The sequence below is a fragment of the Rhodovulum iodosum genome, assembly GCF_041020385.1.
Classification (GTDB): Bacteria; Pseudomonadota; Alphaproteobacteria; order Rhodobacterales; family Rhodobacteraceae; genus Rhodovulum; species Rhodovulum iodosum.
The window spans coordinates 1,131,241-1,154,152 of record NZ_JBEHHI010000001.1; the positions used below are offsets into that span (position 1 = coordinate 1,131,241).

Annotated in this window: 24 protein-coding genes and 1 other RNA gene; 19 read left to right on the plus strand and 6 right to left on the minus strand. The window is 66.9% G+C overall.

Annotated features, from left to right (window positions below; genetic code table 11):
• Nucleotides 1-179 precede the first annotated feature (179 nt).
• The 9 genes from Ga0609869_RS05525 to recR all read left to right on the plus strand — a co-directional run bounded on the left by Ga0609869_RS05525 (nt 180) and on the right by recR (nt 9,150).
• Nucleotides 180-2,159 (plus strand): bifunctional 2',3'-cyclic-nucleotide 2'-phosphodiesterase/3'-nucleotidase, encoded by a 1,980-nt coding sequence (locus tag Ga0609869_RS05525; protein ID WP_125405834.1) that lies wholly within the window; start codon nt 180-182, stop codon nt 2,157-2,159.
• Between the two features lie 150 nt (nt 2,160-2,309).
• Nucleotides 2,310-3,317: an ABC transporter substrate-binding protein gene (locus Ga0609869_RS05530; protein WP_125405831.1), complete on the plus strand. Its 1,008-nt coding sequence runs from the start codon at nt 2,310-2,312 to the stop codon at nt 3,315-3,317.
• A 141-nt stretch (nt 3,318-3,458) separates the two neighbouring features.
• Entirely contained in the window at nt 3,459-4,256 is a 798-nt protein-coding gene (locus tag Ga0609869_RS05535) for an ABC transporter ATP-binding protein (RefSeq protein ID WP_125405828.1), read from the plus strand.
• Nucleotides 4,253-5,014: an ABC transporter permease gene (locus Ga0609869_RS05540; protein WP_125405825.1), complete on the plus strand. Its 762-nt coding sequence runs from the start codon at nt 4,253-4,255 to the stop codon at nt 5,012-5,014. Before Ga0609869_RS05535 ends, Ga0609869_RS05540 begins: the two co-directional genes overlap by 4 nt.
• Before the next feature lie 130 nt (nt 5,015-5,144).
• Nucleotides 5,145-5,241, plus strand: an RNA gene (gene ffs, locus Ga0609869_RS05545) — signal recognition particle sRNA small type.
• An 82-nt stretch (nt 5,242-5,323) separates the two neighbouring features.
• Complete coding sequence (locus tag Ga0609869_RS05550) at nt 5,324-6,349, plus strand: sodium:calcium antiporter (RefSeq protein ID WP_125406341.1); 1,026 nt, start codon at nt 5,324-5,326, stop codon at nt 6,347-6,349.
• An 85-nt stretch (nt 6,350-6,434) separates the two neighbouring features.
• Entirely contained in the window at nt 6,435-8,183 is a 1,749-nt protein-coding gene (locus tag Ga0609869_RS05555) for a DNA polymerase III subunit gamma/tau (protein ID WP_125405822.1), read from the plus strand.
• An 18-nt stretch (nt 8,184-8,201) separates the two neighbouring features.
• Nucleotides 8,202-8,546 (plus strand): YbaB/EbfC family nucleoid-associated protein, encoded by a 345-nt coding sequence (locus tag Ga0609869_RS05560; protein WP_125405819.1) that lies wholly within the window; start codon nt 8,202-8,204, stop codon nt 8,544-8,546.
• A gap of 4 nt (nt 8,547-8,550) precedes the next feature.
• A complete protein-coding gene (recR, locus tag Ga0609869_RS05565) occupies nt 8,551-9,150 on the plus strand; it encodes a recombination mediator RecR (RefSeq protein ID WP_125405817.1) in 600 nt (199 codons plus the stop codon).
• Between the two features lie 12 nt (nt 9,151-9,162).
• Here the strand turns inward: recR and Ga0609869_RS05570 are convergent, their stop codons facing one another.
• Nucleotides 9,163-9,924, minus strand: coding sequence for a DUF1013 domain-containing protein (locus Ga0609869_RS05570; protein WP_125405815.1), 762 nt, complete (start codon nt 9,922-9,924; stop codon nt 9,163-9,165).
• A gap of 127 nt (nt 9,925-10,051) precedes the next feature.
• On the opposite strand from Ga0609869_RS05570, the gene Ga0609869_RS05575 reads away from it, so the two are divergent.
• Nucleotides 10,052-10,681 (plus strand): ribonuclease T2 family protein, encoded by a 630-nt coding sequence (locus tag Ga0609869_RS05575; RefSeq protein ID WP_125405813.1) that lies wholly within the window; start codon nt 10,052-10,054, stop codon nt 10,679-10,681.
• A 367-nt stretch (nt 10,682-11,048) separates the two neighbouring features.
• Here the strand turns inward: Ga0609869_RS05575 and Ga0609869_RS05580 are convergent, their stop codons facing one another.
• Entirely contained in the window at nt 11,049-12,029 is a 981-nt protein-coding gene (locus Ga0609869_RS05580; protein ID WP_125406338.1) for an NAD(P)H-quinone oxidoreductase, read from the minus strand.
• 8 nt (nt 12,030-12,037) lie between these two features.
• On the minus strand, nt 12,038-12,748 hold the full coding sequence (locus Ga0609869_RS05585) for a COQ9 family protein (protein WP_125405810.1): 711 nt from the start codon (nt 12,746-12,748) through the stop codon (nt 12,038-12,040).
• 114 nt (nt 12,749-12,862) lie between these two features.
• On the opposite strand from Ga0609869_RS05585, the gene rpsU reads away from it, so the two are divergent.
• From rpsU to Ga0609869_RS05600, 3 genes are all read left to right on the plus strand, one after another.
• On the plus strand, nt 12,863-13,069 hold the full coding sequence (gene rpsU / locus Ga0609869_RS05590) for a 30S ribosomal protein S21 (protein WP_005614280.1): 207 nt from the start codon (nt 12,863-12,865) through the stop codon (nt 13,067-13,069).
• A gap of 148 nt (nt 13,070-13,217) precedes the next feature.
• Entirely contained in the window at nt 13,218-14,291 is a 1,074-nt protein-coding gene (gene pheS / locus Ga0609869_RS05595; protein WP_125405807.1) for a phenylalanine--tRNA ligase subunit alpha, read from the plus strand.
• Nucleotides 14,288-14,695: a hypothetical protein gene (locus Ga0609869_RS05600; RefSeq protein WP_125405804.1), complete on the plus strand. Its 408-nt coding sequence runs from the start codon at nt 14,288-14,290 to the stop codon at nt 14,693-14,695. The genes pheS and Ga0609869_RS05600 overlap by 4 nt, the downstream gene beginning before the upstream one ends.
• 110 nt (nt 14,696-14,805) lie before the next feature.
• Here the strand turns inward: Ga0609869_RS05600 and Ga0609869_RS05605 are convergent, their stop codons facing one another.
• On the minus strand, nt 14,806-15,420 hold the full coding sequence (locus Ga0609869_RS05605) for a VPLPA-CTERM sorting domain-containing protein (protein WP_125405801.1): 615 nt from the start codon (nt 15,418-15,420) through the stop codon (nt 14,806-14,808).
• A gap of 217 nt (nt 15,421-15,637) precedes the next feature.
• On the minus strand, nt 15,638-16,510 hold the full coding sequence (locus Ga0609869_RS05610) for a branched-chain amino acid aminotransferase (RefSeq protein WP_125405798.1): 873 nt from the start codon (nt 16,508-16,510) through the stop codon (nt 15,638-15,640).
• Nucleotides 16,511-16,696: 186 nt separating this feature from the next.
• Here Ga0609869_RS05610 and Ga0609869_RS05615 point away from each other — a divergent pair, with 186 nt between their 5' ends.
• From Ga0609869_RS05615 to dxs, 6 genes are read left to right on the plus strand one after another with little or no spacing between them, the layout of a single operon-like run.
• The gene (locus Ga0609869_RS05615; RefSeq protein ID WP_125405795.1) at nt 16,697-17,209 is read left to right on the plus strand and encodes a MarR family winged helix-turn-helix transcriptional regulator; all 513 of its coding nucleotides are present in this window, start codon (nt 16,697-16,699) and stop codon (nt 17,207-17,209) included.
• Complete coding sequence (locus Ga0609869_RS05620; RefSeq protein ID WP_125405792.1) at nt 17,206-17,910, plus strand: response regulator; 705 nt, start codon at nt 17,206-17,208, stop codon at nt 17,908-17,910. Before Ga0609869_RS05615 ends, Ga0609869_RS05620 begins: the two co-directional genes overlap by 4 nt.
• A gap of 39 nt (nt 17,911-17,949) precedes the next feature.
• Complete coding sequence (locus tag Ga0609869_RS05625; RefSeq protein ID WP_125405790.1) at nt 17,950-18,885, plus strand: histone deacetylase family protein; 936 nt, start codon at nt 17,950-17,952, stop codon at nt 18,883-18,885.
• On the plus strand, nt 18,882-19,124 hold the full coding sequence (locus Ga0609869_RS05630) for an exodeoxyribonuclease VII small subunit (protein ID WP_125405787.1): 243 nt from the start codon (nt 18,882-18,884) through the stop codon (nt 19,122-19,124). The genes Ga0609869_RS05625 and Ga0609869_RS05630 overlap by 4 nt, the downstream gene beginning before the upstream one ends.
• A gap of 3 nt (nt 19,125-19,127) precedes the next feature.
• Nucleotides 19,128-19,997, plus strand: coding sequence for a polyprenyl synthetase family protein (locus Ga0609869_RS05635; RefSeq protein WP_125405785.1), 870 nt, complete (start codon nt 19,128-19,130; stop codon nt 19,995-19,997).
• A gap of 27 nt (nt 19,998-20,024) precedes the next feature.
• Nucleotides 20,025-21,950 (plus strand): 1-deoxy-D-xylulose-5-phosphate synthase, encoded by a 1,926-nt coding sequence (gene dxs / locus Ga0609869_RS05640; RefSeq protein WP_125405782.1) that lies wholly within the window; start codon nt 20,025-20,027, stop codon nt 21,948-21,950.
• Here the strand turns inward: dxs and Ga0609869_RS05645 are convergent.
• The gene (locus Ga0609869_RS05645) at nt 21,947-22,792 is read right to left on the minus strand and encodes an SDR family oxidoreductase (RefSeq protein ID WP_125405779.1); all 846 of its coding nucleotides are present in this window, start codon (nt 22,790-22,792) and stop codon (nt 21,947-21,949) included. The genes dxs and Ga0609869_RS05645 overlap by 4 nt on opposite strands.
• Nucleotides 22,793-22,912 lie beyond the last annotated feature (120 nt).

Sequence of the window (22,912 nt, forward strand, 5' to 3'; positions counted from 1 at the left end):
CCTGTCCCTCGCGCTGACTTCCCTGTCCCTGCCACGGGGGGCGGCGCAGGGCAATCGCCGAGGCGCGCGTGGGGGGACGATTTGCCCCGCGCACGGCCGCCGCCGCCTGCTCTATGTCAAACACCCGTGATGGTGGTACTCTAGGTCTGCTCGGCAGCCGCACACCGAAGGAGCACCCAATGACCACCCACCGGACATCGACCGTCAACCGCCGCGCCTTTCTGGCCGGCACCGCCGCGGGGGCATCCTTGATCGCGCTGCATCCCTTCTCGGCCCTGGCTGCCGCCAACCAGGCCCATCTGCGCCTGATGGAAACGACCGACCTGCACGTGCATGTCTTTCCCTACGACTATTACGCGGACAGGCCTGTCGACACGGTGGGGCTGGCCCGCACTGCGGCGCATATCGCCGATATCCGCGCCGCGGCGGCCAATTCGATGCTGCTGGACAACGGCGATTTCCTGCAGGGCAACCCGATGGGCGATTACATCGCCTATGAGCGGGGGATGCGCGAGGGCGACCTGCACCCGGTGATCGCGGCGATGAACGCGGTGGGCTTCGACGCCTCGACGCTGGGCAACCACGAGTTCAATTACGGGCTCGATTTCCTGATGAAATCGCTGGCCGGGGCCGCGTTCCCGGTGATCTCGGCCAATATCGCCAAGACGCTGGGGGCAAGCCCCACCGCCGATACCGGGCTGGTGAAACCCTATATCATCCTGGAAAGGACCCTGACCGACGGCGCCGGCAACGCGCACCCGATCAAGGTGGGCCTGATCGGGTTCGTCCCGCCGCAGATCATGACCTGGGACCGGCGGCATCTGGAGGGCCGCGTCGCCGCGCGCGATATCGTCGAGACCGCCCGCGCCTGGGTGCCGCAGATGAAGGAAGAGGGCGCCGACATCATCGTCGCGCTCAGCCATTCCGGCCTCGGCGAGGCCGACCATGTGGCCGGGCAGGAAAACGCCTCGATCCCGCTGGCCGCGGTCGACGGGATCGACGCGGTGATGACCGGCCACCAGCACCTGCCCTTCCCCGGCCCCGCCTTCGCGGACCTGCCCGGCGTGGAGGCCGACAAGGGCACGATCCATGGCAAACCCGCGGTGATGGGCGGCTTCTGGGGCTCGCACCTGGGGGTGATCGACCTTATGCTGGAACGCGACGGGGGCGCATGGCGGATCGTGGCCCATGAAAGCGCGCTGCGCCCCATCGCGCGCCGTAACGAAGACCGCTCGATCACGCCACTGGTCGAAAGCCAGCCCCATGTGCTGGACGCGGTGGCAAAAGAGCATCAAGAGACGCTGGCCTATGTCCGCCGCGCCGTGGGCAAGACGGCAGCCCCCTTGCACAGCTATTTCGCGCTGGTGGCCGATGACCCCTCGGTGCAGATCGTCTCGAACGCGCAGACATGGTACATCGCCCAGATGCTGAAGGGCACCGCGCACGAAGGGCTGCCGCTGCTGTCGGCCGCCGCGCCCTTCAAGGCCGGGGGCCGGGGCGGGCCGGACTATTACACCGACGTGCCCGTGGGCGACGTGGCGATCAAGAACGTGGCCGACCTGTACCTCTACCCCAACACGGTGCGCGCGGTGCGGGTGAACGGCGCGCAGTTGAAGGGTTGGCTGGAACGCTCGGCGGGGATGTTCAACCAGATCACGCCGGGCGCGCAGGACCAGGTGCTGCTGAACCCCGATTTCCCCAGCTACAATTTCGACGTGATCGACGGGGTCGAGTACCAGATCGACCTCAGCCAGCCCTCGCGCTTCGACGCCAAGGGCAAACCGCTGAACCCCGAGGCCAGCCGGATCGTAAACCTGACCTGGCGGGGCCAGCCGGTAACCGACGACATGGAATTCGTCATCGCCACCAACAACTACCGCGCCGGCGGCGGCGGCGACTTCCCCGGCGCCAAGGGCGACACGGTGATCTTCGAAGGCCCCGATACCAACCGCGACGTGATCGTGCGCTTCATCGTGGAACAGGGGACGATCAACCCCGCCGCCGACGGCAACTGGCGCTTTGCCCCGATGCCGGGCACCACCGTGCTGTTCGACACCGGCCCGCGCGCGGCGGCCTATGCCGACGGCGTGCCGGGTCTGAACGTCCAGCCCGCCGGCGACGGGCCAGACGGCTTTGCCCGGTTCCGCATCGCGCTTTAGATCAACTTTCGCCCAAATAACAGGCGGCGCGCTCAATCCAACGGCGCGCCGCCTTGTTTTGCGCATCCGGCCCGCAGGCGGCGCGCGCCGCCCCTCCCGCTTGCCCGGCCGCTCGCGCAGTCTGGCTCAAATAGTGACGAGGAGGTCCCGATGCTGAGACAGACCCTGGCCGCGCTGGCCGCCGCCGCGACGCTTGCCGCCACACCCGCGCTGGCACAAACCGAGGTGCCCTTCGCGCTGGACTGGAAGTTCGAAGGCCCCTCGGCCGCCTATTTCGCCGCCATCGACAATGGCCATTTCGCCGAGGCCGGACTCGATGTCGAGGTATCGGCCGGCCAAGGCTCGCTCGACGCCATCCCGAAGGTTGCGACCGGCGCGTTCCCCATGGGCTTTGCCGATATCAATTCGCTGATCAAGTTCCTCGACCAGAACCCCGGCGCCCCGGTCATCGCCGTCATGATGATCTACGACAAGCCGCCCTTTGCCGTGGTCGGCCGCAAGTCGCTGGGCATCGAGGCCCCGAAAGACCTTGAGGGCAAGGTGCTGGGCGCGCCGCCGCCCGACGGCGCCTGGGCCCAGTTCCCGGCCTTCGCCACCGCCAACGACCTGGACATGAGCAAGATCACGGTCGAGCCGGTGGGCTTTCCGACCCGCGAGCCGATGCTGGCCGAGGGCAAGGTCGACGCCGTCACCGGTTTTTCCTTCTCGTCCTATCTCAACCTCGTCCGTCTCGGCGTGCCCGAGGACGACATCTCGACCATCCTGATGGCCGATTACGGCCTTGCGCTTTACGGCAACGCGATCATCGTCAATACCGATTTCGCCGAGGCCAACCCCGAGCTGGTCGAGGGCTTCCTCGGGGCCGTGGCCGCGGGCTGGAAGGACGTCATCGCCGACCCAGAAATGGGTGCCGAGGCCGTGGCCGCGCGCAACCCCGCGGCGGATGTCGCGCTGGAACAGCGCCGGCTGGAGCTGGCCATCGCGGCCAACGTGGTGACCGACTACACCAAGGCCAACGGCATGGGCGGGATCGACCCCGAGCGCATGGAAAAGGCGCTGGAACAGGTCGCCGAGACCTACGTGTTCAAGAACGCGCCCGACGCGTCGCTCTATTTTACCGACGCCTACCTGCCCGAGGGCAATTTCCCCCTCGACTGACCCAATTCCCGCGCGGGTGCCTCTCTCCCCCGCTCGGGATTGCCTCCGGCGACCGTGGTTTCGGTCTTTCTTCTCCTCCCTTCGTCATGTCGGGATCGCGCCGCCGGAGGCGCCGATTTTCAAAAGTCACACGAGGCCGCGATGGGCGAGGCGCTGATCGAGATCAAGGGCGTGACCCATGCCTACCAGACCGCTACAGGCCCCCTGCCTGTGCTGGACGACCTCAGCCTTGTGGTGCCGGAGGGCGATTTCTGTGCCGTGGTGGGCCCCTCGGGCTGCGGCAAGTCCACGCTGACCCGGCTGATCGCGGGGTTGATGAAGCCCGACCGCGGCGAGGTATGGCTGCATGGCGAGCGGGTGACGAGCCCGCGCAAGACCGTGGGAATGGCGTTTCAGAACCCGGTGCTGCTGGAATGGCGGTCGATCCTGCAAAACGTGATCTTGCCGCTGGAAATCGTGGCCCCGTCCATGCCCCGGCGCGACCGCATCGCCCGGGCGGAGGAATTGCTGTCGCTCGTGGGGCTTGACGGGTTCGAAGGCAAGCGCCCCTCGGAACTCTCGGGCGGCATGCGCCAGCGCGCCTCGCTCTGCCGGGCCATCGTGCACAAGCCCGACGTGCTGATCATGGACGAACCCTTCGGCGCGCTCGACGCCTTTACCCGCGAAGATCTGTGGCAGACGATGCATGATTTGCGGATGAAGGAACCCTTCACCGCGCTTCTGATCACCCACGACCTGCGCGAAAGCGTGTTTCTCGCCGACGAGGTGGTGGTGCTGTCGGGGCGCCCGGCCACGGCGCAATACGTGCTGAAGGTGGGCCTGCCGCAGGACCGCACGCTTGACGTGCTCTATGAACCCCGCGCGGTCGATATGCTGCACATCCTGCGCGACCAGATCCGCATCGCCCAGGGGCGCGCGCCCCAGGAGGGTGCCGCATGAGCCTGAGAAAGGTCGCCGTGCCGGCCATCGCCATGGTCGTCGTCCTGGTGCTGTGGGAACTCTTGGTCTGGGTGCAGGGCTGGCCCAACTACAAGATGGCCTCGCCGTCGGATCTCTGGCCCGCGTTCTGGAAATTCCGCTGGCTGTTTCTCGAATACGGCTGGCAGACGCTCTGGCGCACGGTGGCGGGGCTCAGCCTTGCCGTGGTGTTCGGCGTGGGCCTCGGGATGGTCATGGGTTTTTCGCGCACCATGCGCGACGCGCTCTATCCGCTGCTGGTCGGGTTCAACGCGATTCCCAAGGCGACCGTGGTGCCGATCATCGCGCTGATGTTCGTGGGCCAGCATGACATGAACACGGTGCTGATCGCCTTCCTGATCTCGTTCTTTCCCATCGCGGTGTCGGTCTCCATCGGGCTGTCGACGCTTGAGCCCGAATACCGCGATATCCTGCGGTCGCTGGGGGCATCCAAACTCACGATCTTCTGGAAGATCGCCCTGCCGAAAACCCTGCCCGAATTCTTCGGGGCGCTGAAGGTTGCGGTGACACTGGCCTTCATCGGCACCAACCTGATGGAAATCGTCGAGCCCCACGGCAAGGGGCTGGGCCACCTCTTCGACAGCGGCAAGATCAGCGCCGATTACCCGCTGATGTTTGCCGTGCTGATCGCGCTGGCCTTCCTCGGGATCGTGCTGTTTTACGTGGTCGTCTTCCTCGAACGCATCTTCGCCGGCTGGGCCGAGCGCGAGGCCACGTGACAAACAGGCGCCGCACCTCTGTCCGGGCAGAGGGTTTGCGCAGGAGGGCCGCCATCCTGCGCGAGCAACGCGCCCGGCTGGCCGCGCCCCAGGCTTGCGAATCCGTGGCGTGACGCTTATGTATCCGCTCGAGAGGTTGGCGCGGGCGAGCGCCTCGCCAACCCGGTCAGGTCCGGAAGGAAGCAGCCGTAGCGAGCCCCGTTCGGGTCGCTGTCCAACCTCTCACCTTTCCCCGACACGTCCGGCGACGCACCCCAGGCAGGCATTTCCCACTGTGGTCGCGTCGCGGAACGCCTTATGCTCATCCCGATGATTTCAGACCTGCCTGTCGGGGCGCTCTTGGGCGTCTGTGCCGCCGCGGCACTCGTCATTTTGCTATGCGGGCTCAGAATGACCGCCCTCGCCGACCGTCTGGCCGACCGCAGCGGGCTGGGCGAGGCGGTGGTGGGCGGCGTCCTGCTAGGGGCGGCAACGTCGTTGTCCGGCACGGTGGTATCGGTGACCGCCGCGCTTGATGGGCACGCCTCGCTGGCCTTTTCCAACGGCATCGGCGGCATCGCGGCGCAAACCGCCTTTCTGGCGTTGGCCGACCTGCTGCACCGCAAGGCCAACCTGGAACACGCGGCGGCCGAGCTGGCAAATGTCTTTCAAGGCGCGCTCCTGCTGCTGATGCTGACGCTGCCGTTGGCGGCCTACACCTTGCCCGAGCTTTCGTTCTGGTCGGTGCATCCGGTCTCGGCGCTGCTCGTCGTGCTATTCGCGGTGGGCAGTATTGCCACCCAGCGGGTGCGCGAGGCGCCGATGTGGCGACCGGTCCGCACCCGCGATACCCGCGAGGACGTGCCCGACGAGGATGACCCCGAACCGCGCCGGACCGCCGTTCTGGTGCTGGTCTTTGCCGGGCTCATGGCCGCGATGGCCACCGCTGGCTGGGCCTTGTCGCTGGGGGCCGCCGAACTTACCGCACGTTTCGACCTCAACGCCTCGATGGTGGGGGCGCTGATGACCGCGGTCATCACCTCGCTGCCCGAACTCGTCACGACGCTGGGCGCGATCCGGCGCGGTGCGCTGCAACTGGCCGTCGGCGGCATCATCGGCGGCAACACGTTCGACGTCTTGTTTCTGACCTTTTCGGATGTCGGCTATCGCGACGGCTCGATCTACCACGCCATCGGCACGCCCGACCTCTTCTGGCTGGTCGTGGGCATGATGATGACGGCGGTCCTGATCCTGGGAATGCTCTACCGTCAACGCCACGGCCCCGCCGGGATCGGGGTCGAAAGCCTCTTGATCCTCGGGATCTACGGCGGCGCCATCGCCACCCAGACACTTTGACCGCGGCCGGGACATGCGCCTGCCGCTGGACGCCGGCGGCCGCGCCCCCTACCCTGAGCCCCGGTCCGCGAATCCGAGAACGCTCATGCCCGACACGCCCGGCACCGGCTATCAGGTGCTCGCCCGCAAATACCGCCCCGCCACCTTTGCCGACCTGATCGGCCAGGACGCGATGGTGCGCACGCTGAAAAACGCGTTTGCCGCCGACCGGATCGCGCAGGCGTTCATCATGACGGGCATCCGGGGGACGGGCAAGACCACCACCGCCCGGATCATCGCCAAGGGCATGAACTGCATCGGGCCCGACGGCGAAAGCGGCCCGACGACCGAGCCCTGCGGGCACTGCGAGCATTGCGTGGCCATCGCCGAGGGGCGGCACGTCGACGTGATGGAGATGGACGCGGCCAGCCGCACCGGCGTGGGCGACATCCGCGAGATCATCGACAGCGTCGCCTATCGCGCCGCCTCGGCGCGCTACAAGATCTACATCATCGACGAGGTTCACATGCTGTCCACGAGCGCGTTCAACGCGCTCTTGAAGACGCTGGAAGAGCCGCCCGCGCATGTGAAGTTCATCTTCGCCACCACCGAAATCCGCAAGGTGCCGGTCACCGTGCTGTCGCGCTGCCAGCGGTTCGACCTGCGCCGGATCGAACCCGAGGTGATGATCGCGCATCTCAAACAGATCGCCGGGCTGGAAAGCGCACCGATCTCGGACGAGGCGCTGGGGCTGATCACGCGCGCCGCCGAAGGCTCGGTCCGCGACGCGATGAGCCTGCTGGACCAGGCGATTTCCCAGGGCGCGGGCGAGACCACGGCCGACGAGGTGCGCGCGATGCTGGGGCTGGCCGACCGGGGCCGCGTGCTGGACCTGTTCGAACTGATCGTCAAGGGCGACACCGCCGGCGCACTGACCGAACTGTCGGCGCAATATGCCGACGGGGCCGACCCGATGGCCGTGCTGCGCGACCTGGCCGAGATCACCCATTGGCTGAGCGTGATCCTGATCACGCCCGAGGCCGCCGACGACCCCACCGTTTCGCCAGACGAACGCACGCGCGGCCAGACCATGGCCAAGGCGCTGCACATGCGGGTGCTGACGCGGATGTGGCAGATGCTGCTGAAGGCGCTGGAAGAGGTCGCGATGGCGCCCAACGCGATGATGGCCGCCGAGATGGCGGTGATCCGGCTGACCCATGTCTCGACGCTTCCCACCCCCGAAGATCTGGTGCGGCGGCTGCAGGACGCTCCGCCGCCGCAGCCGGGCGGTGGCGGCGGCGCGCATCGGCCCGCCGGCGGCAGCCCCCCCACCGGGGCCCAGGGCCATGCCGCGCTCCGCGCGCCCAGGGGCGGCGGCGGGCCCGCCACCGCGCTTGCCACCCAGCCCGAGACGGCGCTTGCCCACTACGCCAGCTTCGATCATGTGGTCGAGTTGATCCGCGCCAACCGCGAGCCCAAGCTCTTGATCGATGTGGAAACCGGGGTGCGGCTGGTCAGCTATTCGCCCGGCCGCATCGCGTTCGAGCCCACGTCCGACGCGCCCCGCGATCTTGCCGCGCGCCTCTCGGACCGGCTGAAGGCCTGGACGGGGTATCGCTGGGCAGTGTCGGTCGAGGCCACGGGCGGCGGCCCCACCATCGCCGAGACCCGCGACGCCGAGCGGCTGAGCCTGGAGGCCGAGGCAAAAGAGCACCCGCTGGTCCGCGCCGTTTTTGACGCCTTCCCCAAGGCGCGGATCACCGACATAAAAACCCCCGACGCCCTCACCCAGGCGGCCGCCGCCGAGGCGCTGCCCGAGGTCGAGGATGAATGGGACCCGTTCGAAGACAGCTGAACGCAAAAGGAGAGCGAGATGTTCAAGGGATTGGGCGGCCTGGGCGACATGGCCAAGATGATGAAGGCCGCGCAGGAAATGCAGGGCAAGATGGCCGAGTTGCAGGATAACCTGGCCCGCATGACCGTTGTGGGCGAAAGCGGCGCGGGGCTGGTCAAGGCCACGGCGACGGCCAAGGGCACGCTGACCGGCCTCGATATAGATTCGTCGATCTTTAATGCCGAGGAAAAGGAAGTGGTCGAAGACCTGATCCTCGCCGCGATCAAGGACGCGCAGGAAAAGGCGATGGAGACCGCCAAGGAAGAAACCCGCAAGCTGACCGAAGAGATGGGGCTGCCCGCGGGGATGGACCTGCCGGTATAACGCATTGGCCGATGCAGGGCGCGACATCGAGGCGCTGATCGAGATGATGGCGCGGCTGCCGGGGCTGGGGCCCCGGTCGGCCCGCCGTGCCGTTCTGCACCTCATCAAGAAGCGCGCGGTGCTCTTGATGCCCCTGGCCGACAGGATGCACGCCGTCGCGGCCTCGGTGCGCGAATGCACCGTTTGCGGCAATATCGGTACCGGGGATATCTGCGATATCTGCGCCGACGCGCGCCGCACCACCGGCGAGATCTGCGTCGTCGAGGACGTGGCCGACCTCTGGGCGATGGAGCGGGGGCAGGCCTTCAAGGGGCGCTACCATGTGCTGGGCGGCACGCTGTCGGCGCTGGAATCGGTGGGGCCGGAAGAGTTGCGCATCCCCCAGCTGATCGCGCGGGTGCGGGACGAGGCCATCGGCGAGATCATTCTCGCCCTCAACGCCACGGTCGACGGCCAGACCACCGCCCATTACATCGCCGACGAGTTGGAGGGCACCGGCGTGCGCGTCACGTCGCTGGCCCAGGGCGTGCCCATCGGCGGCGAGCTGGACTATCTCGACGACGGCACGATCAGCGCCGCTCTCAAGGCCCGAAAGGGGCTGTGAGGGGGGCCGGGCTTACCGGCCGCCCTTGTCTTCGTCCTCGTCGTCGTCGTCGTCGTTGTCGGGCAGGTTGAACAGGCTGTCGGCGTCGGGCAGGTCGTCTTGCTTCTCGTCGTCGTCGCTGCCACCCAGCGTGAAGGTTTCCAGCCCCGAGATCGCGGTCGGGATCTTCGGTTCGGTCTCCATCTCCAGCGACTGCTCGGTCGATACCAGCTTGCGCCGTTCGTCATCCGACATCAGCGCGCCTTCGGCCTCTTTCTTCTTCGCCGCCTTCTGCACCGCCGCGTCCAGCTCGGACTGCTTGCACAGGCCCAGCGCCACCGGGTCGATCGGCTGCATGTTGGCGATGTTCCAGTGCGTGCGCTCGCGGATCGTCTGGATCGTGGGCTTGGTGGTGCCCACCAGCTTGGCGATCTGGCCGTCGGTCAGCTCGGGGTGGAACTTGACCAGCCACAAGATCGCGTTGGGCCGGTCCTGCCGCTTGCTGAGCGGCGTATAACGCGGCCCCCGCCGCTTTTCCTCGCCCAGCGCGGCGGGGTTGAACTTGAGCTTGAGCGTGTAGGCCGGATCGGCCTCGCCCTTGTCGATCTCCGCCTGCTCAAGCTGGTTGTTGGTGATCGGATCGAATCCCTTGACGCCTGTTGCCACGTCGCCGTCGGCGATGCCCTGCACCTCAAGCTCGTGAAGGCCGCAGAATTCGGCGATCTGCCTGAAGCTCAGCGTGGTATTGTCGACCAGCCACACGGCGGTGGCTTTCGCCATGATCGGCTTGTTCATCGGGCTACTCCTTTAGACCACATCTCTCCCGCGCCGGGAAAACGGCTGCGCCGGTCTGGCGCGGGTCCTCGTTTTCGGGGAGGTTGTCAGGCTATATAGTCACGCCGGAGTTCGGAGAAAAGAGAAAATGCGCTGGCTGGTGCTGCTGATCCTGTCTGCCACGCTCGCCCGCGCCGAGGACGAGCGGGCCGGGCGGTTCGACTATTACGTGCTGTCGCTCAGCTGGTCGCCGGGCTGGTGCGCGTCCGAAGGCGCCCGGCGCGATGCGCCGCAATGCGCGCCGGGGCGTGGGCTGGGCTGGATGCTGCACGGCCTCTGGCCGCAATACGAGGAAGGCTGGCCAAGCTTTTGCCGCACGCCCCGGCGCGACCCGTCGCGGGCCGACACCCGCGCGATGACCGACATCATGGGCAGCGCGGGCCTGGCCTGGCACCAGTGGAAAAAGCACGGCCGCTGCTCGGGGCTGACCGCCGATGCCTATTTCGACGCGGCCCGCCGCGCCTACGAGGCGGTGACGCGGCCAGAGGTGTTTCGCAAGCTGCCAAAGACCGTGCGCCTGCCCGCGCGCGTGGTCGAAGACGCGTTCCTCGCGGCCAATCCCGGCTGGGCCGCGGACATGCTGACGATCACCTGCAAGAACGGCCGCATCCAGGAAGCGCGGCTTTGCCTCACCCGCGACCTCGTACCACGGCGCTGCGGCGAGGATATCGACGACGATTGCCGCCTGAACGGCGCGTTGATGCCGCCGGTCGACTGACCCCCAAAAACCGAACGGCGGACGGGGAAACCCCGCCCGCCGCCCTACCCAAGCACTGGTTACGCACCGGCCTGGGTGGCCGGCCTCTTTAGCCTTGGCCTGCTGCCGCACCAGGCAGCCACAGGGCTCGGCATTACCCTCACCAAAATCGCGCGAAATAGCGCGGTACCTACATGGACAGACACCCGAACCTAGGAATTGGTCATGTCGAAACGAGCAGGTGCTTACATGTCTGACACCTTATCGCCACATTTACGCCGAGTTAATGCCTGAAACGCCCCGAAACTGAGTGTTTCCAATGCGTTACAAAACAGCGGCCGACTATGCCCCTGTGGCGAAACGATGGCAGGCTCTGGGCGGGATTGCGTCAGATCGACAGCACGATCTTTCCGATATGGGCCGAGCTTTCCATGCGCTCGTGGGCGCTCTGGGCCTCGGCCAGCGGGTAATCGGAGTCGATCACCGGGGCGACTCGGCCCGAATCGATCAGCGGCCAGACAGTCGCGCGCAGCTGTTCGGCGATGCGCGCCTTGGCCAGGTCCGACTGCGGGCGCAGGGTCGAGCCGGTAATGGTCAGCCGCCGCATCATCACCTGGGCAAAGTTCAATGCAACCTTCGGCCCCTGGAGAAAGGCGATCTGCACCAGGCGCCCCTCGTCGGCCAGCGCCTTGACGTTGCGCGGCAGGTACTCGCCGCCCACCATGTCGAGGATCAGGTCGGCACCGCCTTCGGCGCGCAGCACCTCGACGAAATCCTCCTCGCGGTAATTGATCGCCCGCGCCGCGCCGAGACGGGCGCAGGCGGCGCATTTCTCGGGGCTGCCGGCAGTGGCAAAGACCCGCGCGCCAAAGGCGTGGGCCAGCTGGATCGCCGTGGTGCCGATGCCGGACGACCCGCCATGAACGAGGAAGCGTTCGCCGGCCTTGAGCCCGCCGCGCATGAAGACGTTGGACCAGACGGTAAAGAAGGTCTCGGGCAGGCAGGCGGCCGCCTTCAGGCCCAGCCCGGCGGGCACCGGCAGGGCATGGGCCGCCGGCGTGGCCACGTACTCGGCATAGCCGCCCCCGGGCAGCAGCGCGCAGACCTGGTCGCCCACTGCCCAGCCGCTGACCCCTGGTCCGATGGCCGCGACCTCGCCCGCGCCCTCCAGCCCCGGCAGGTCAGAGGCCCATGGCGGCGGGTTGTATAGGCCCGCCCGCTGCAACGCATCGGGCCGGTTGACCCCGGCAAAGGCGAGGCGGATCACGATCTCGCCCGGGCCGGGCCGTGGCACCGGGCGTTCGGTCAGCCGCAGCACCTCGGGGCCGCCGGGAGCGGAGATTTCGACCGCGCGCATGGCGGAGGGCAGGTCTGACGTCACTCCGCCCCCTGCGGCTTCAGCGTGCCGGGCAGGCCCATCTGCGCGGGCTTGTGCGGCGGCTTGATCTGGCGCGCCAGCCAGTTCGGCCCGATCAGGAAGGGTTTGAGCAGCTTGGCGCCGTTCACCTGCGCCTTGAATTTCTCGAACCGCATCACGCCGTCGATGCGGCGGCCCAGGAACTCCCAAGTCGCGTGGGCGCCCGGCGTCTCGTCACCCAGCCAATAGAGAACCGTGGAACTATAGACAGCCGAAAGCGAGGCGCGCTTGGTGTACCAGTTGACGTCGTCAGAGCTGTCGCCCAGCACCGTCCAGATACGGTCGGCCGTCTGCCACAGCGCGCGGGCCCCGTCGGCGGCGTATTGGGGCAGCGCGAACAGCGTGGCACCGCGGCGCACCGCCTCCTTGTCATCCACGGTTTCCAGCCGGAAGCGGATCGCGGTGGCGATCCGGTCGCGCATCCGGAGCGCACTGAGATCGGTCTCGGCCAGGCGGCGCACCATCTCGTCGTCGCCGCGGGCGTGGTAGGCCAGCGCCAGGTCGACGGCGCCGCGCGGGCAGGCGGCACGCGCCAGCGCCGGCTCTATCTCGGCGTCTGCGATGGCCGCGCGAAAGGCCGCCTCGCTCCAGCCGTCGAAGGGCACGTGCATCAGCGCGGCGTCGAGCAGGCGGTCCTTGATTTCGTCCATTCCGTTGGGCAGATCGGTCATCGAAAGGCTCTCCTCGTGATCGAGTCGGTCTATAGACAAGCTAGTGACGCTTTGCTATACGGCCACCTCCTGCTTTGACTTGAAATTCCAGACTAGAAAGGTGGTGACAACCACATGCAGGTTAGCGTTCGCGACAACAATGTCGACCAGGCGCTTCGTGCGCTGAAGAAGAAACTTCAGCGCGAGGGCGTGTTCCGCGAGATGAAGCTCAAGCAGCATTTCGAGAAACCCTCCGAGAAGAAAGCGCGCGAGAAGGCCGAGGCCATCCGCCGTGCCCGCAAGCTGGCGCGCAAGAAAGCCCAGCGCGAAGGGCTGCTCTAAGCCCGTCGACAGGCGAACCGGGGCCCTTGCGCCCCAAGCGACGACCCCCGAGGCCCTGCCCGGGGGTTTGTTGTGTTCAGACCCCGCATTTGCAATCCCCGGGCCCTGTGCTATCGACCGCGCGACAGTTGATCGGAAGGGCCCGAGGATGGACGATCTGAGGCAGAAATATCTCGACGCGATCGCCGCCGCCGCCAACGAGGCGGGGCTGGAAGAGCTGCGCGTCGCCGCGGTCGGCAAGAAGGGCGAGATCAGCCTGAAGATGCGCGAACTGGGCAAGATGAGCCCCGAAGAGCGCCAGGTGATGGGCCCCAAGCTGAACGCGCTGAAGGACGAGATCAATTCCGCGCTGGCCTTGAAGAAAGAGGCGCTGGCAGACGCCGCGCTGAACGAGCGGCTGGAGGCCGAGTGGCTGGACGTCACCCTGCCCGGCCGGCCCCGTCCGCGCGGCACCGTGCATCCGGTGTCCCAGGTGACCGAGGAAATCACCGCGATCTTCGCCGACATGGGCTTTGCCGTGGCCGAGGGCCCGCAGATCGAAAGCGACTGGTTCAATTTCGATGCGCTGAACATCCCGCCCGAGCACCCCGCCCGGCAAGAGCACGACACCTTCTTCATGAGCCGCGCGGCGGGCGACGACCGCCCGCCCCACGTGCTGCGCACCCACACCTCGCCGGTGCAGATCCGCGCGATGCGGGCGCAGGGCGCGCCGATCCGGGTGATCGCGCCGGGCCGGGTCTATCGCTGCGACTACGACCAGACGCACACGCCGATGTTCCACCAGGTCGAGGGGCTGGCCATCGACCGCGATATCTCGATGGCCAACCTGAAATGGGTGCTCGAGGAATTCTGCCGCGCGTTTTTCGAGGTCGAGGGGGTCGAGCTGCGCTTTCGCGCGTCGCATTTCCCCTTTACCGAGCCCTCGGCCGAGGTCGACATCCGCTGCTCCTGGGCCGACGGCACGCTGAAGATCGGCGAGGGCGACGACTGGATGGAGATTTTGGGCTCGGGTATGGTGCACCCCAAGGTGCTGACCGCGGGCGGGATCGACCCCGATCAGTGGCAGGGCTTTGCCTTCGGCATGGGGATCGACCGGCTGGCGATGCTGAAATACGGCATCCCGGATTTGCGGGCGTTTTTCGATTCCGACCTGCGGTGGCTCAGGCACTACGGGTTCAGCGCACTCGACATGCCGACGCTGCATGGGGGGTTGAGTGGGTGAAGTCTCTTGCACGGCGCCGACTCGACATCTTAAAGAAAATTGAGGCTGATGAGTATTATCTTAAGTTTGAGGAATACTCGACGCATCCTGTAGGAGGCTGTGAGGAAGTAACTACGCCAGACTGGACTGATGAAGAAAGCTACGAAATAAAGCAACTCGTCCGTCGCGGATATTTGGAGATTTCGGCCACTAAGGGAGACGAACCTTGGTTAGGCGGTGCCCCAGACGCTCCCTACAAGGAAACCTACGTTTTTTTGACGCCCGCGGGTCACGATTTTCTCCAAAGCAGAAAGCCAGTATTTCGGGCATTGAATTTTGCGAAAACAGGAGTTGGGGCGTTGCTTCTATCAGTCTTGTTTCCAGCCCTGGTCGCTTGGATAACAGTCAAATACATTTCACCGTGAGTGGGAGCGTACGGTGGGTGAAATCCACCGCCCGGATCAATCCCCGAAACGGAAAAAGGCGGCGCCGGGGCGCCGCCTGTCGTCATTCAATGGCTCGGTAAAAGCCCGTCTCAGCCCTTGCGGCGGCGCATCGCGGCAACCGCGCCGATGCCCGAGAGCAGCAGCAGCCCGCCGGCCGGAATCGGCACGGGCGCGACGAAGTCGCCGAGGTTCGAGATCAACTGCGCCTGGGTGAAGTTGCCCTCGAAATACCACAGCGTCGCCGAGTAGACGCCGGTGGCGCCGCCCCAGACAGCCGACGTGGTGCCGCCGGGGCCGCGCAGGCCGTTGAACTCCGAGAAGGTCGAGCCGCCGACCAGCAGGCGGAAGCCGTCATCCGAGGTCACGGTGATCGTGTCGCCCGTGGTCAGCGCGACATCGCCCGTCAGGCGGAACACCGATTCCTGGATGTTCGCCGGATCGGTTCCAACGATAGAGCCCGCGTCGGCATTGAGGAAATCGGACAGCGAGCCGATGGTCCACGGCGATTCACCATAGTTGACCGCGGTCGAGGTGAAGGTGGCGGTCGGTGTGTCGGTCCCGCCGTTGACCTGAGCAATGGCCTGATCGATGCTGGCGATTGTGTTCGCGGGAACGTCCCAGAACTCACCGTTCAGGCTCGCGGCGGTGGCGGTCGTACCGGCCACACTGCCGACAACGGCAGCCGCGAAAAGGTACTTTCTCATAACTTATCTCCATAACGAGTACGGTTTACCGGAATGACGGCGTAACCGACGCCATACCTTTGACACAATCACGCTACGAAAAAAACACGAAAACGCCGAGAACTTTAACGTGGATATCGGTGGAAAGACCGTTTCCAAAAACTCAACGGGCCCGCCCTGCAAGAGGTCGGACCCGTTTTGGCAAGCGTAGGCGGCGGGACGGTCCGGCCGATGGGCCTCAGCCGTCGGCGCGCACCAGTTTCTCGTAGCTTTCCGACATCTCGCGGGTCAGCGCGCCAACCTCGAAATTGTAATCGCCGATCCGGCCCACCGGCGTCACCTCGGCCGCGGTGCCGGTCAGCCAGCACTGTTCGAACCCTTCCAGCTCTGCGGGCTCGATATGGCGCTCGTGCACCTTGACCTGGCGGTCGGCCAGCATGCCGATCACGGTCTGCCGCGTGATCCCGTTGAGAAAGCAGTCGGGCTTGGGCGTGTGGACCTCGCCATCCTTCACGAAGAAGATGTTGGCCCCCGTCGCCTCGGCCACGTAGCCGCGATAGTCGAACATCATGGCGTCGGAACAGCCTTTGGCCTCGGCGGCGTGCTTGGACATGGTGCAGATCATGTAAAGCCCGGCGGCCTTGGCGTGGCTGGGGATGGTTTCGGGGCTGGGCCGTTTCCATTTGGAGATATCCAGCTTGGCGCCCTTCATCTTGGCGTCACCGTAATAGGCGCCCCATTCCCAGACCGCGACGGCCATGCGCACCGGGTTGCGGGCCGAGGCGACGCCCATATCCTCGCCCGCGCCGCGCCACGCCACTGCGCGGACATAGGCGTCGGACAGGTTGTTGGCCTTCATCACCGCGTATTTGGCCTCTTCGATCTGGTCGACGGTGTAGGGCACGTCGAAATCGATCATGTTGGCGGACCGCTTCAACCGCTCGGAATGCAGGACCGACTTGAAGATCTTGCCGTGATAGGCGCGCTCGCCTTCGAAGACCGACGAGGCGTAGTGCATCGCATGGGTCAGGATATGCACGTTGGCGTCGCGCCAGGGCACGAGCTGCCCGTCCATCCAGATGAATCCGTCGCGATCATCATAGCCAGCCATGGCCCTCGTCCTTTCGATTTGGCCCGCGCAGGGCGTCTGTTTGCGAAAGTTGCGCGCGTTAGGTCCGATACGGACATAAAGTTGCGTTAAATTCACAAATCGCTATCAATTGATTCTTGGAAAGTCAACAAGGCTGACATAAGATCGCTCAATAATTAGACGAAATGAGAATTCCGGTGAGAGATCATGCCTGAAGGCGCACACGCACATGTTCAAAGCGGCGAAAGCCTCCTCTTTCTGACCGACGAACAGCTCCGGAAGGGCATCGAGGCGATGTTCTTCGCCTATCGCGGCTTCACCGCCGACCCGGACCGCATCCTCGAAGAATACGGCTATGGCCGCGCCCACCACCGCGCGCTGCATTTCATCCACCGCAGCCCGGGGACCACGGTCAACAACCTGCTGGCCATCCTGGGCGTTACCAAGCAATCGCTGAACCGGGTGTTGCGCACGCTTATCGTGGACGGGCTGGTGGAAAGCCGCGTCGGCAAGCGCGACAAGCGCGAGCGGCATCTCTTTCTCACCGAGGCCGGCGATGCGCTGGAGCGCAAGCTGTCGGACGCCCAGAGGGCACGGATGCGCGCGGCCTACCGCGCCGCCGGCCCCGAGGCGGTGGCGGGCTTTCGCCAGGTCCTGGAGGCGATGATGGAGCCCGAGCTGCGCCGCCACTTCAAACGGCTCAAGGACAGCGGGTCATGAGCGTGGAGCCGCAGGCCCATCTTCTGATTGTCGACGATGACGAGCGGATCCGCGATCTGTTGCGCAAGTTCCTTCAGCGCGCCGGTTTCCTGGTCAGCGCGGCGCGCGACTCGGCACATGCGCGGCGGATACTGGAGGGGCTCGAATTCGATCTTATCGTGCTCGACGTGATGATGCCGGGCGAGGACGGCATCGCACTGACGCAAAGCCTGCGCGAGGAAATCGGGACGCCGATCCTGCTGCTCACCGCGCGGGGCGAGACGGGCGATCGCATCGCAGGGCTGGAGGCCGGGGCCGACGACTATCTCGCCAAACCGTTCGAGCCCAAGGAACTGCTGCTCAGGATCAACGCGATCCTGCGCCGCCAGCCCCAGCCCGCCCCCGAAGAGGCCGGGCCGAAAATCCTGCATCTGGGCGCGGTGCGTTATGACGTGTCGCGCGGCGAGATGTGGGAGGGCGAGCGGCTGATCCGCCTGACCGCCACGGAAATGCAGCTGATGCGCATCTTTTCGGCCAACCCGGGCGAACCCGTAAGCCGCGCCCGGCTGGTGGAAGACCTGGGCCGCGACGGCGGCCAGGCGCAGGAACGCGCGGTCGACGTCCAGATCACCCGGCTGCGGCGCAAGATCGAGGCCGACCCCAAGCAGCCCCGTTACCTGCAAACCGTGCGCGGCGCAGGCTATATGCTGGCGCCCGATTAGCTCTTGCCCGCCCGCGGCGGCCTTCCTTAGCCTCGGGCCATGAGCACGATCCTTTTGTCGCACCCCGATTGCCTGGGTCACATCACGCCGCCCGGCCACCCCGAGCGCGCAGCCCGGCTACAGGCCATTTCGGCCCGGCTGGCCGCACCGGATTTCGCGCCGCTTGTCCATGTCGAGCCCCCGCTGGCCGGCCGGGCCGACGTTCTGCGCGCTCATCCGCAGATCTATTTCGACATCCTCAAGGCCGAGATCCCGGACAACGGCACCCTGCCCCTCGACCCCGACACCTATGTCTCGGCCGGGTCGATCAAGGCCGCGCTGCGCGGGCTCGGGGCCAACCTCGCGGCCGTCGACCGGGTGATGGCGGGCGAGGCGGCCAACGCCTTTTGCGCGGTCCGCCCGCCGGGCCACCATGCCGAACCGAACCGCGCCATGGGCTTTTGCCTGTTGGGAAATATCGGCATCGCGGCCAGGCACGCGCTGGACATCCACGGCCTGTCGCGCGTCGCGGTTGTCGATTTCGACGTACATCACGGCAACGGCACCCAGGCGATCCTGTGGGACGAGCCGCGCACGCTGTTCGCCTCGACCCACCAGATGCCGCTGTTCCCGTTCGCCGGCGCGCCCGGGGAACGCGGCGCCCATGACAACGTGCTGAACCTGCCGCTGGCGCCGGGCGACGGCAGCGCGAAATTCCGCGCCGCCTACGAGGGCCATATCCTGCCGCGCCTCGACGCATTCGCGCCCGAACTGGTGCTGATCTCGGCCGGCTTCGACGCCCATTCCGCCGATCCGCTGGCCCAGATCAACCTGTCAGAGGACGATTTCGCATGGATAACCGGGCGCCTGTGCGACATCGCCGACGCCCATGCGGGCGGGCGCGTGGTCTCGACACTCGAAGGCGGATATGATCTGGATGCCCTGGCCGCGAGCGTCGCGGCGCATGTGCAAGTGCTGATGGAGCGGGGGGCATGAGCGACACACCTGTGGCCGAGATGAGCTTCGAACAGGCGATGCAGGCGCTGGAAGAGGTCGTCGGCCAACTCGAACGGGGCGATGTGCCGCTGGCCGATTCCATCGCGCTCTACGAAAAGGGCGCGGCGCTGAAAAAGCACTGCGAGGCCAAGCTGAAAGAGGCCGAGGAAAAGGTCGCCACGATCACGCTGGATGCCGAGGGCAACCCCACCGGCACCAAGCCCGTCGAAGGGCTCTGAGCGATGTTCAAGGAGGCGTTGACGGCGCAGGCCGGGCGGATCGAGGCGTGCCTGATGGACGCGCTGGCTGATGCCGCCGACCAGCCGGTCAGCCACGCGATGCGCTATGCGGTCGCGGGCGGCAAGCGGCTGAGGGGCTTTCTGGTGATCGAGGGCGCCGCGCTTTACGGGCTTGCGCCCGAGCAGGCGGTTCATGCCGCCGCCGCGGTCGAGGCGCTGCACGCCTATTCGCTGGTCCATGACGATCTGCCCTGCATGGACGACGACGATCTGCGCCGCGGCCAGGCCACGGTGCATGTGAAATGGGACGATGGCACCGCGGTGCTGGTGGGCGACGCGCTGCAGACGCTGGCCTTCGACCTGCTGTCGCGCGAGGCCGCCCACCCCGACCCGGCCGTGCGCGTCGACCTCGTGGCCTCGCTCGCCAAGGCGTCGGGCATCGAGGGCATGGTTCTGGGCCAGGCCCAGGACATCGCCGCCGAGACCGCCGGCCGCCCGCTGAGCCTGGACGAGATCACCGATCTGCAGGCCAACAAGACCGGCGCGCTGATCCGCTGGTCGGCCGAGGCGGGGGCGCGGCTGGGCAAGGCCGATATCGCGCCGCTGTCGGCCTATGCCACGGCGCTGGGCCTTGCCTTCCAGATCGCCGACGACATCTTGGACGTCGAGGGCGATGCCGAAAAGACGGGCAAGCGCGTCGGCAAGGACGCCGATGCCGGCAAGGCGACATTCGTCTCGCTGCTGGGCCTCGAGGGCGCCAAGACCCGCGCAAGCGAGCTGGTGGCCGAGGCCGAGGCCGCGCTCGCCCCCTTTGGCGCGCGGGCCGATATCTTGCGGCAGGCGGCCAACTTCGTTATCTCGCGCGACACCTGACGAGCCACGCCCCGGGAGGGCAGAAATTTGACCCAACGCCCCTTCACCCCGCTTCTCGACCGCGTCAGCAGCCCCGCCGACCTGAAAGAGCTGAGCGACAGCGAGCTGACGACCCTGGCCGATGAACTGCGCGCCGAGGTGGTGTCGGCGGTCTCGGAAACCGGCGGGCACCTGGGTGCGGGGCTGGGCGTGATCGAGCTGACCGTGGCGCTGCACGCGGTGTTCGACACGCCGCGCGACCGTCTGATCTGGGACGTCAGCCACCAGTGCTATCCGCACAAGATCCTGACCGGCCGGCGCGACCGCATCCGCACGATCCGCCAGCAGGACGGGCTGTCGGGGTTCGCCAAGCGCAGCGAAAGCCCGTATGATCCATTCGGCGCTGGCCACAGCTCGACCTCGATCTCGGCCGCTCTGGGCTTTGCCATGGCGCGCGAACTGGGCAGCGCGCCGGAAGAAGGTATCGGCGACGCCATCGCTGTGATCGGCGACGGGGCGCTGTCGGGCGGCATGGCCTACGAGGCGATGAACAATGCCGGGCACCTGGACAAGCGGCTGATCGTGATCCTCAACGACAACGAGATGTCGATCGCGCCCCCGGTGGGCGCGATGTCATCCTATCTCAACCGGCTTTATGCCGGCGCGCCGTTCCAGGAGTTCAAGTCGATCGCCAAGGGCGCGGTCAGCTTTCTGCCCTCGCCGTTCCAGGAAAGCGCAAGGCGCGCCAAGGACCTGATCAAACACATCACCGTCGGCGGCACGATGTTCGAAGAGCTTGGCTTTTCCTATGTCGGCCCCATCGACGGGCACGACATGGACCAGTTGCTGGCGGTCCTGCGCACGGTCAAGGCACGGGCCGACGGACCGATGCTGATCCATACGATCACGCAAAAGGGCAAGGGCTACGCACCGGCCGAGTCCGCCCCCGACTGCGGGCACGGCGTGGCCAGGTTCGACATCGCCACCGGCGAGCAGAAAAAGACGCCGGCCAACGCACCCAGCTATACCAAGGTGTTCGCCCAGAGCCTCATCGAGGAAGCCCACCAGGACACCAAGATCGTCGCCGTCACCGCGGCGATGCCCGACGGCACGGGCCTGAACCTCTTTGCCGAACGCTTTCCCGACCGCTGCTTCGACGTGGGCATCGCCGAACAGCACGGCGTGACCTTCTCGGCCGGGCTGGCCGCCGGAGGCCAGAAACCGTTCGTCGCGATCTATTCCACCTTCCTGCAGCGCGGGTACGACCAGATCGTGCATGACGTGGCGATCCAGCGCCTGCCGGTGCGCTTTGCCATCGACCGGGCCGGGCTGGTGGGCGCTGACGGGGCGACCCATGCCGGCGCCTTCGACATCGCCTATCTCGCCAACCTGCCCGGTTTCGTGGTCATGGCCGCTGCCGACGAGGCCGAGCTTGTGCACATGGTCGCCACCGCGGCGGCCCATGATGCCGGCCCCATCGCCTTCCGCTTCCCGCGGGGCGAAGGGGTCGGCGTGCCGATGCCCGAAAAGGGCGTGCCGCTGGAAATCGGCAAGGGCCGGATGATCCAGGAGGGCCGCCGCGTGGCGCTGCTGAACTTCGGCGCCCGGCTGAAAGAGGTGAAAGAGGCGGGCCAGGCCCTGGCGGCCCAGGGGATCACCCCCACCATCGCCGACGCGCGCTTTGCCAAACCGCTGGACCGCGCGTTGATCCTGCGGCTGGCCGCCGAGCACGAGGCGCTGATCACCATCGAGGAAGGCGCCGTGGGCGGCTTCGGCAGCCATGTGGCCCAGCTTCTGGCCGAGGAAGGCGTGTTCGACGGCGGGTTGAAATACCGCTCGATGGTGCTGCCCGACACGTTCATCGACCACGGAAACCCCGCCGACATGTATGCCACCGCCGGGCTGAACGCCCCCGACATCGAGACCAAGGTGATGGAAGTGCTGGGCACAGAGGCGGCGGCGAAGCGGGCCTAAAAGCCCGCCTTCAGCAGCGCAGCCAGCCCCGCGCGGTAGTCGGGATATGCAAGGCTCACGCCCAGCCTCTCCTTGATCCGCGCGTTCGAGACGCGCTTGGATTCGGAATAAAAGCTTTTCGCCATCGGGCTGAGATCGGCGTCTTCGAACGCCAGTTCGGGAGGCGGCGCGACCCCCAGCAGCTCGGCCGCGCAGGCGACCACATCCTGCGGCGGCGCGGGCAGGTCGTCGGCGACGTTGTAGACGGCACCGGCGGCGGGCCGGGCCATCGAGGTGGCCAGCACCTCGGCGATGTCCTCGACATGGATGCGGGAAAAGACCTGCCCGGGTTTGACGATGCGCCGCGCCGTGCCCGCGCGGACCTGGTCCAGCGCCGAACGGCCGGGGCCGTAGATGCCCGCAAGGCGGAAGATGTGCATGGGCAGGTCCAGCGCGGCCCAATCGGCCTCGGCCGCGACCCGTGCTTCGCCCCGCGCGGTGCCGGGTGTCAGCGGCGTCTCCTCGTCGACCCAGCCGCCGCCATGGTCGCCATAGACGCCCGTGGTCGAGAGATACCCCACCCAGCGCAACTGGCGCGCGCGGGCCAGCGTCGCCCCCGCGGCGGCCAGCACAGGGTCGCCTTCGGGCCCCGGCGCGACGGAACAGAGCAGATGGCTGGCGCGCGACAGCGCACGGTCCAGGTCGGCCCCCGGCCAGACCAGCGGCTCGACCCCGGCGCGCGCCAGCCTCGCGGCCTTTTCAGACGAACGGGTCGTGCCGATCACCTGCCAGTCGGGCCCCAGACGCCGCGCAAGCGCCCGCGCCGTGTAGCCATGCCCGATGGAAAGGAGCGTACCTGCCATGGCCGCAGCATGGCGCGACAGCGCAGCCGCCGCAAGGCGGCGCGGGCGTCGGCCCGCCGCGCGAGCCCGCAATCACAGCGGCGCCCCGGCCTTGCCCCCCCGGCCTGAAACCCGCACATA

Bases quoted from the DNA above. Each gene is read 5' to 3' on its own strand.
- Ga0609869_RS05525 (WP_125405834.1), top strand. From the start codon at position 180: ATGACCACCCACCGGACATCGACCGTCAACCGCCGCGCCTTTCTGGCC.
- Ga0609869_RS05530 (WP_125405831.1), top strand. From the start codon at position 2,310: ATGCTGAGACAGACCCTGGCCGCGCTGGCCGCCGCCGCGACGCTTGCC.
- Ga0609869_RS05535 (WP_125405828.1), top strand. From the start codon at position 3,459: ATGGGCGAGGCGCTGATCGAGATCAAGGGCGTGACCCATGCCTACCAG.
- Ga0609869_RS05540 (WP_125405825.1), top strand. From the start codon at position 4,253: ATGAGCCTGAGAAAGGTCGCCGTGCCGGCCATCGCCATGGTCGTCGTC.
- Ga0609869_RS05550 (WP_125406341.1), top strand. From the start codon at position 5,324: ATGATTTCAGACCTGCCTGTCGGGGCGCTCTTGGGCGTCTGTGCCGCC.
- Ga0609869_RS05555 (WP_125405822.1), top strand. From the start codon at position 6,435: ATGCCCGACACGCCCGGCACCGGCTATCAGGTGCTCGCCCGCAAATAC.
- Ga0609869_RS05560 (WP_125405819.1), top strand. From the start codon at position 8,202: ATGTTCAAGGGATTGGGCGGCCTGGGCGACATGGCCAAGATGATGAAG.
- Ga0609869_RS05570 (WP_125405815.1), bottom strand. From the start codon at position 9,924: ATGAACAAGCCGATCATGGCGAAAGCCACCGCCGTGTGGCTGGTCGAC.
- Ga0609869_RS05575 (WP_125405813.1), top strand. From the start codon at position 10,052: ATGCGCTGGCTGGTGCTGCTGATCCTGTCTGCCACGCTCGCCCGCGCC.
- Ga0609869_RS05585 (WP_125405810.1), bottom strand. From the start codon at position 12,748: ATGACCGATCTGCCCAACGGAATGGACGAAATCAAGGACCGCCTGCTC.
- rpsU (WP_005614280.1), top strand. From the start codon at position 12,863: ATGCAGGTTAGCGTTCGCGACAACAATGTCGACCAGGCGCTTCGTGCG.
- pheS (WP_125405807.1), top strand. From the start codon at position 13,218: ATGGACGATCTGAGGCAGAAATATCTCGACGCGATCGCCGCCGCCGCC.
- Ga0609869_RS05605 (WP_125405801.1), bottom strand. From the start codon at position 15,420: ATGAGAAAGTACCTTTTCGCGGCTGCCGTTGTCGGCAGTGTGGCCGGT.
- Ga0609869_RS05610 (WP_125405798.1), bottom strand. From the start codon at position 16,510: ATGGCTGGCTATGATGATCGCGACGGATTCATCTGGATGGACGGGCAG.
- Ga0609869_RS05615 (WP_125405795.1), top strand. From the start codon at position 16,697: ATGCCTGAAGGCGCACACGCACATGTTCAAAGCGGCGAAAGCCTCCTC.
- Ga0609869_RS05620 (WP_125405792.1), top strand. From the start codon at position 17,206: ATGAGCGTGGAGCCGCAGGCCCATCTTCTGATTGTCGACGATGACGAG.
- Ga0609869_RS05625 (WP_125405790.1), top strand. From the start codon at position 17,950: ATGAGCACGATCCTTTTGTCGCACCCCGATTGCCTGGGTCACATCACG.
- Ga0609869_RS05630 (WP_125405787.1), top strand. From the start codon at position 18,882: ATGAGCGACACACCTGTGGCCGAGATGAGCTTCGAACAGGCGATGCAG.
- Ga0609869_RS05635 (WP_125405785.1), top strand. From the start codon at position 19,128: ATGTTCAAGGAGGCGTTGACGGCGCAGGCCGGGCGGATCGAGGCGTGC.
- Ga0609869_RS05645 (WP_125405779.1), bottom strand. From the start codon at position 22,792: ATGGCAGGTACGCTCCTTTCCATCGGGCATGGCTACACGGCGCGGGCG.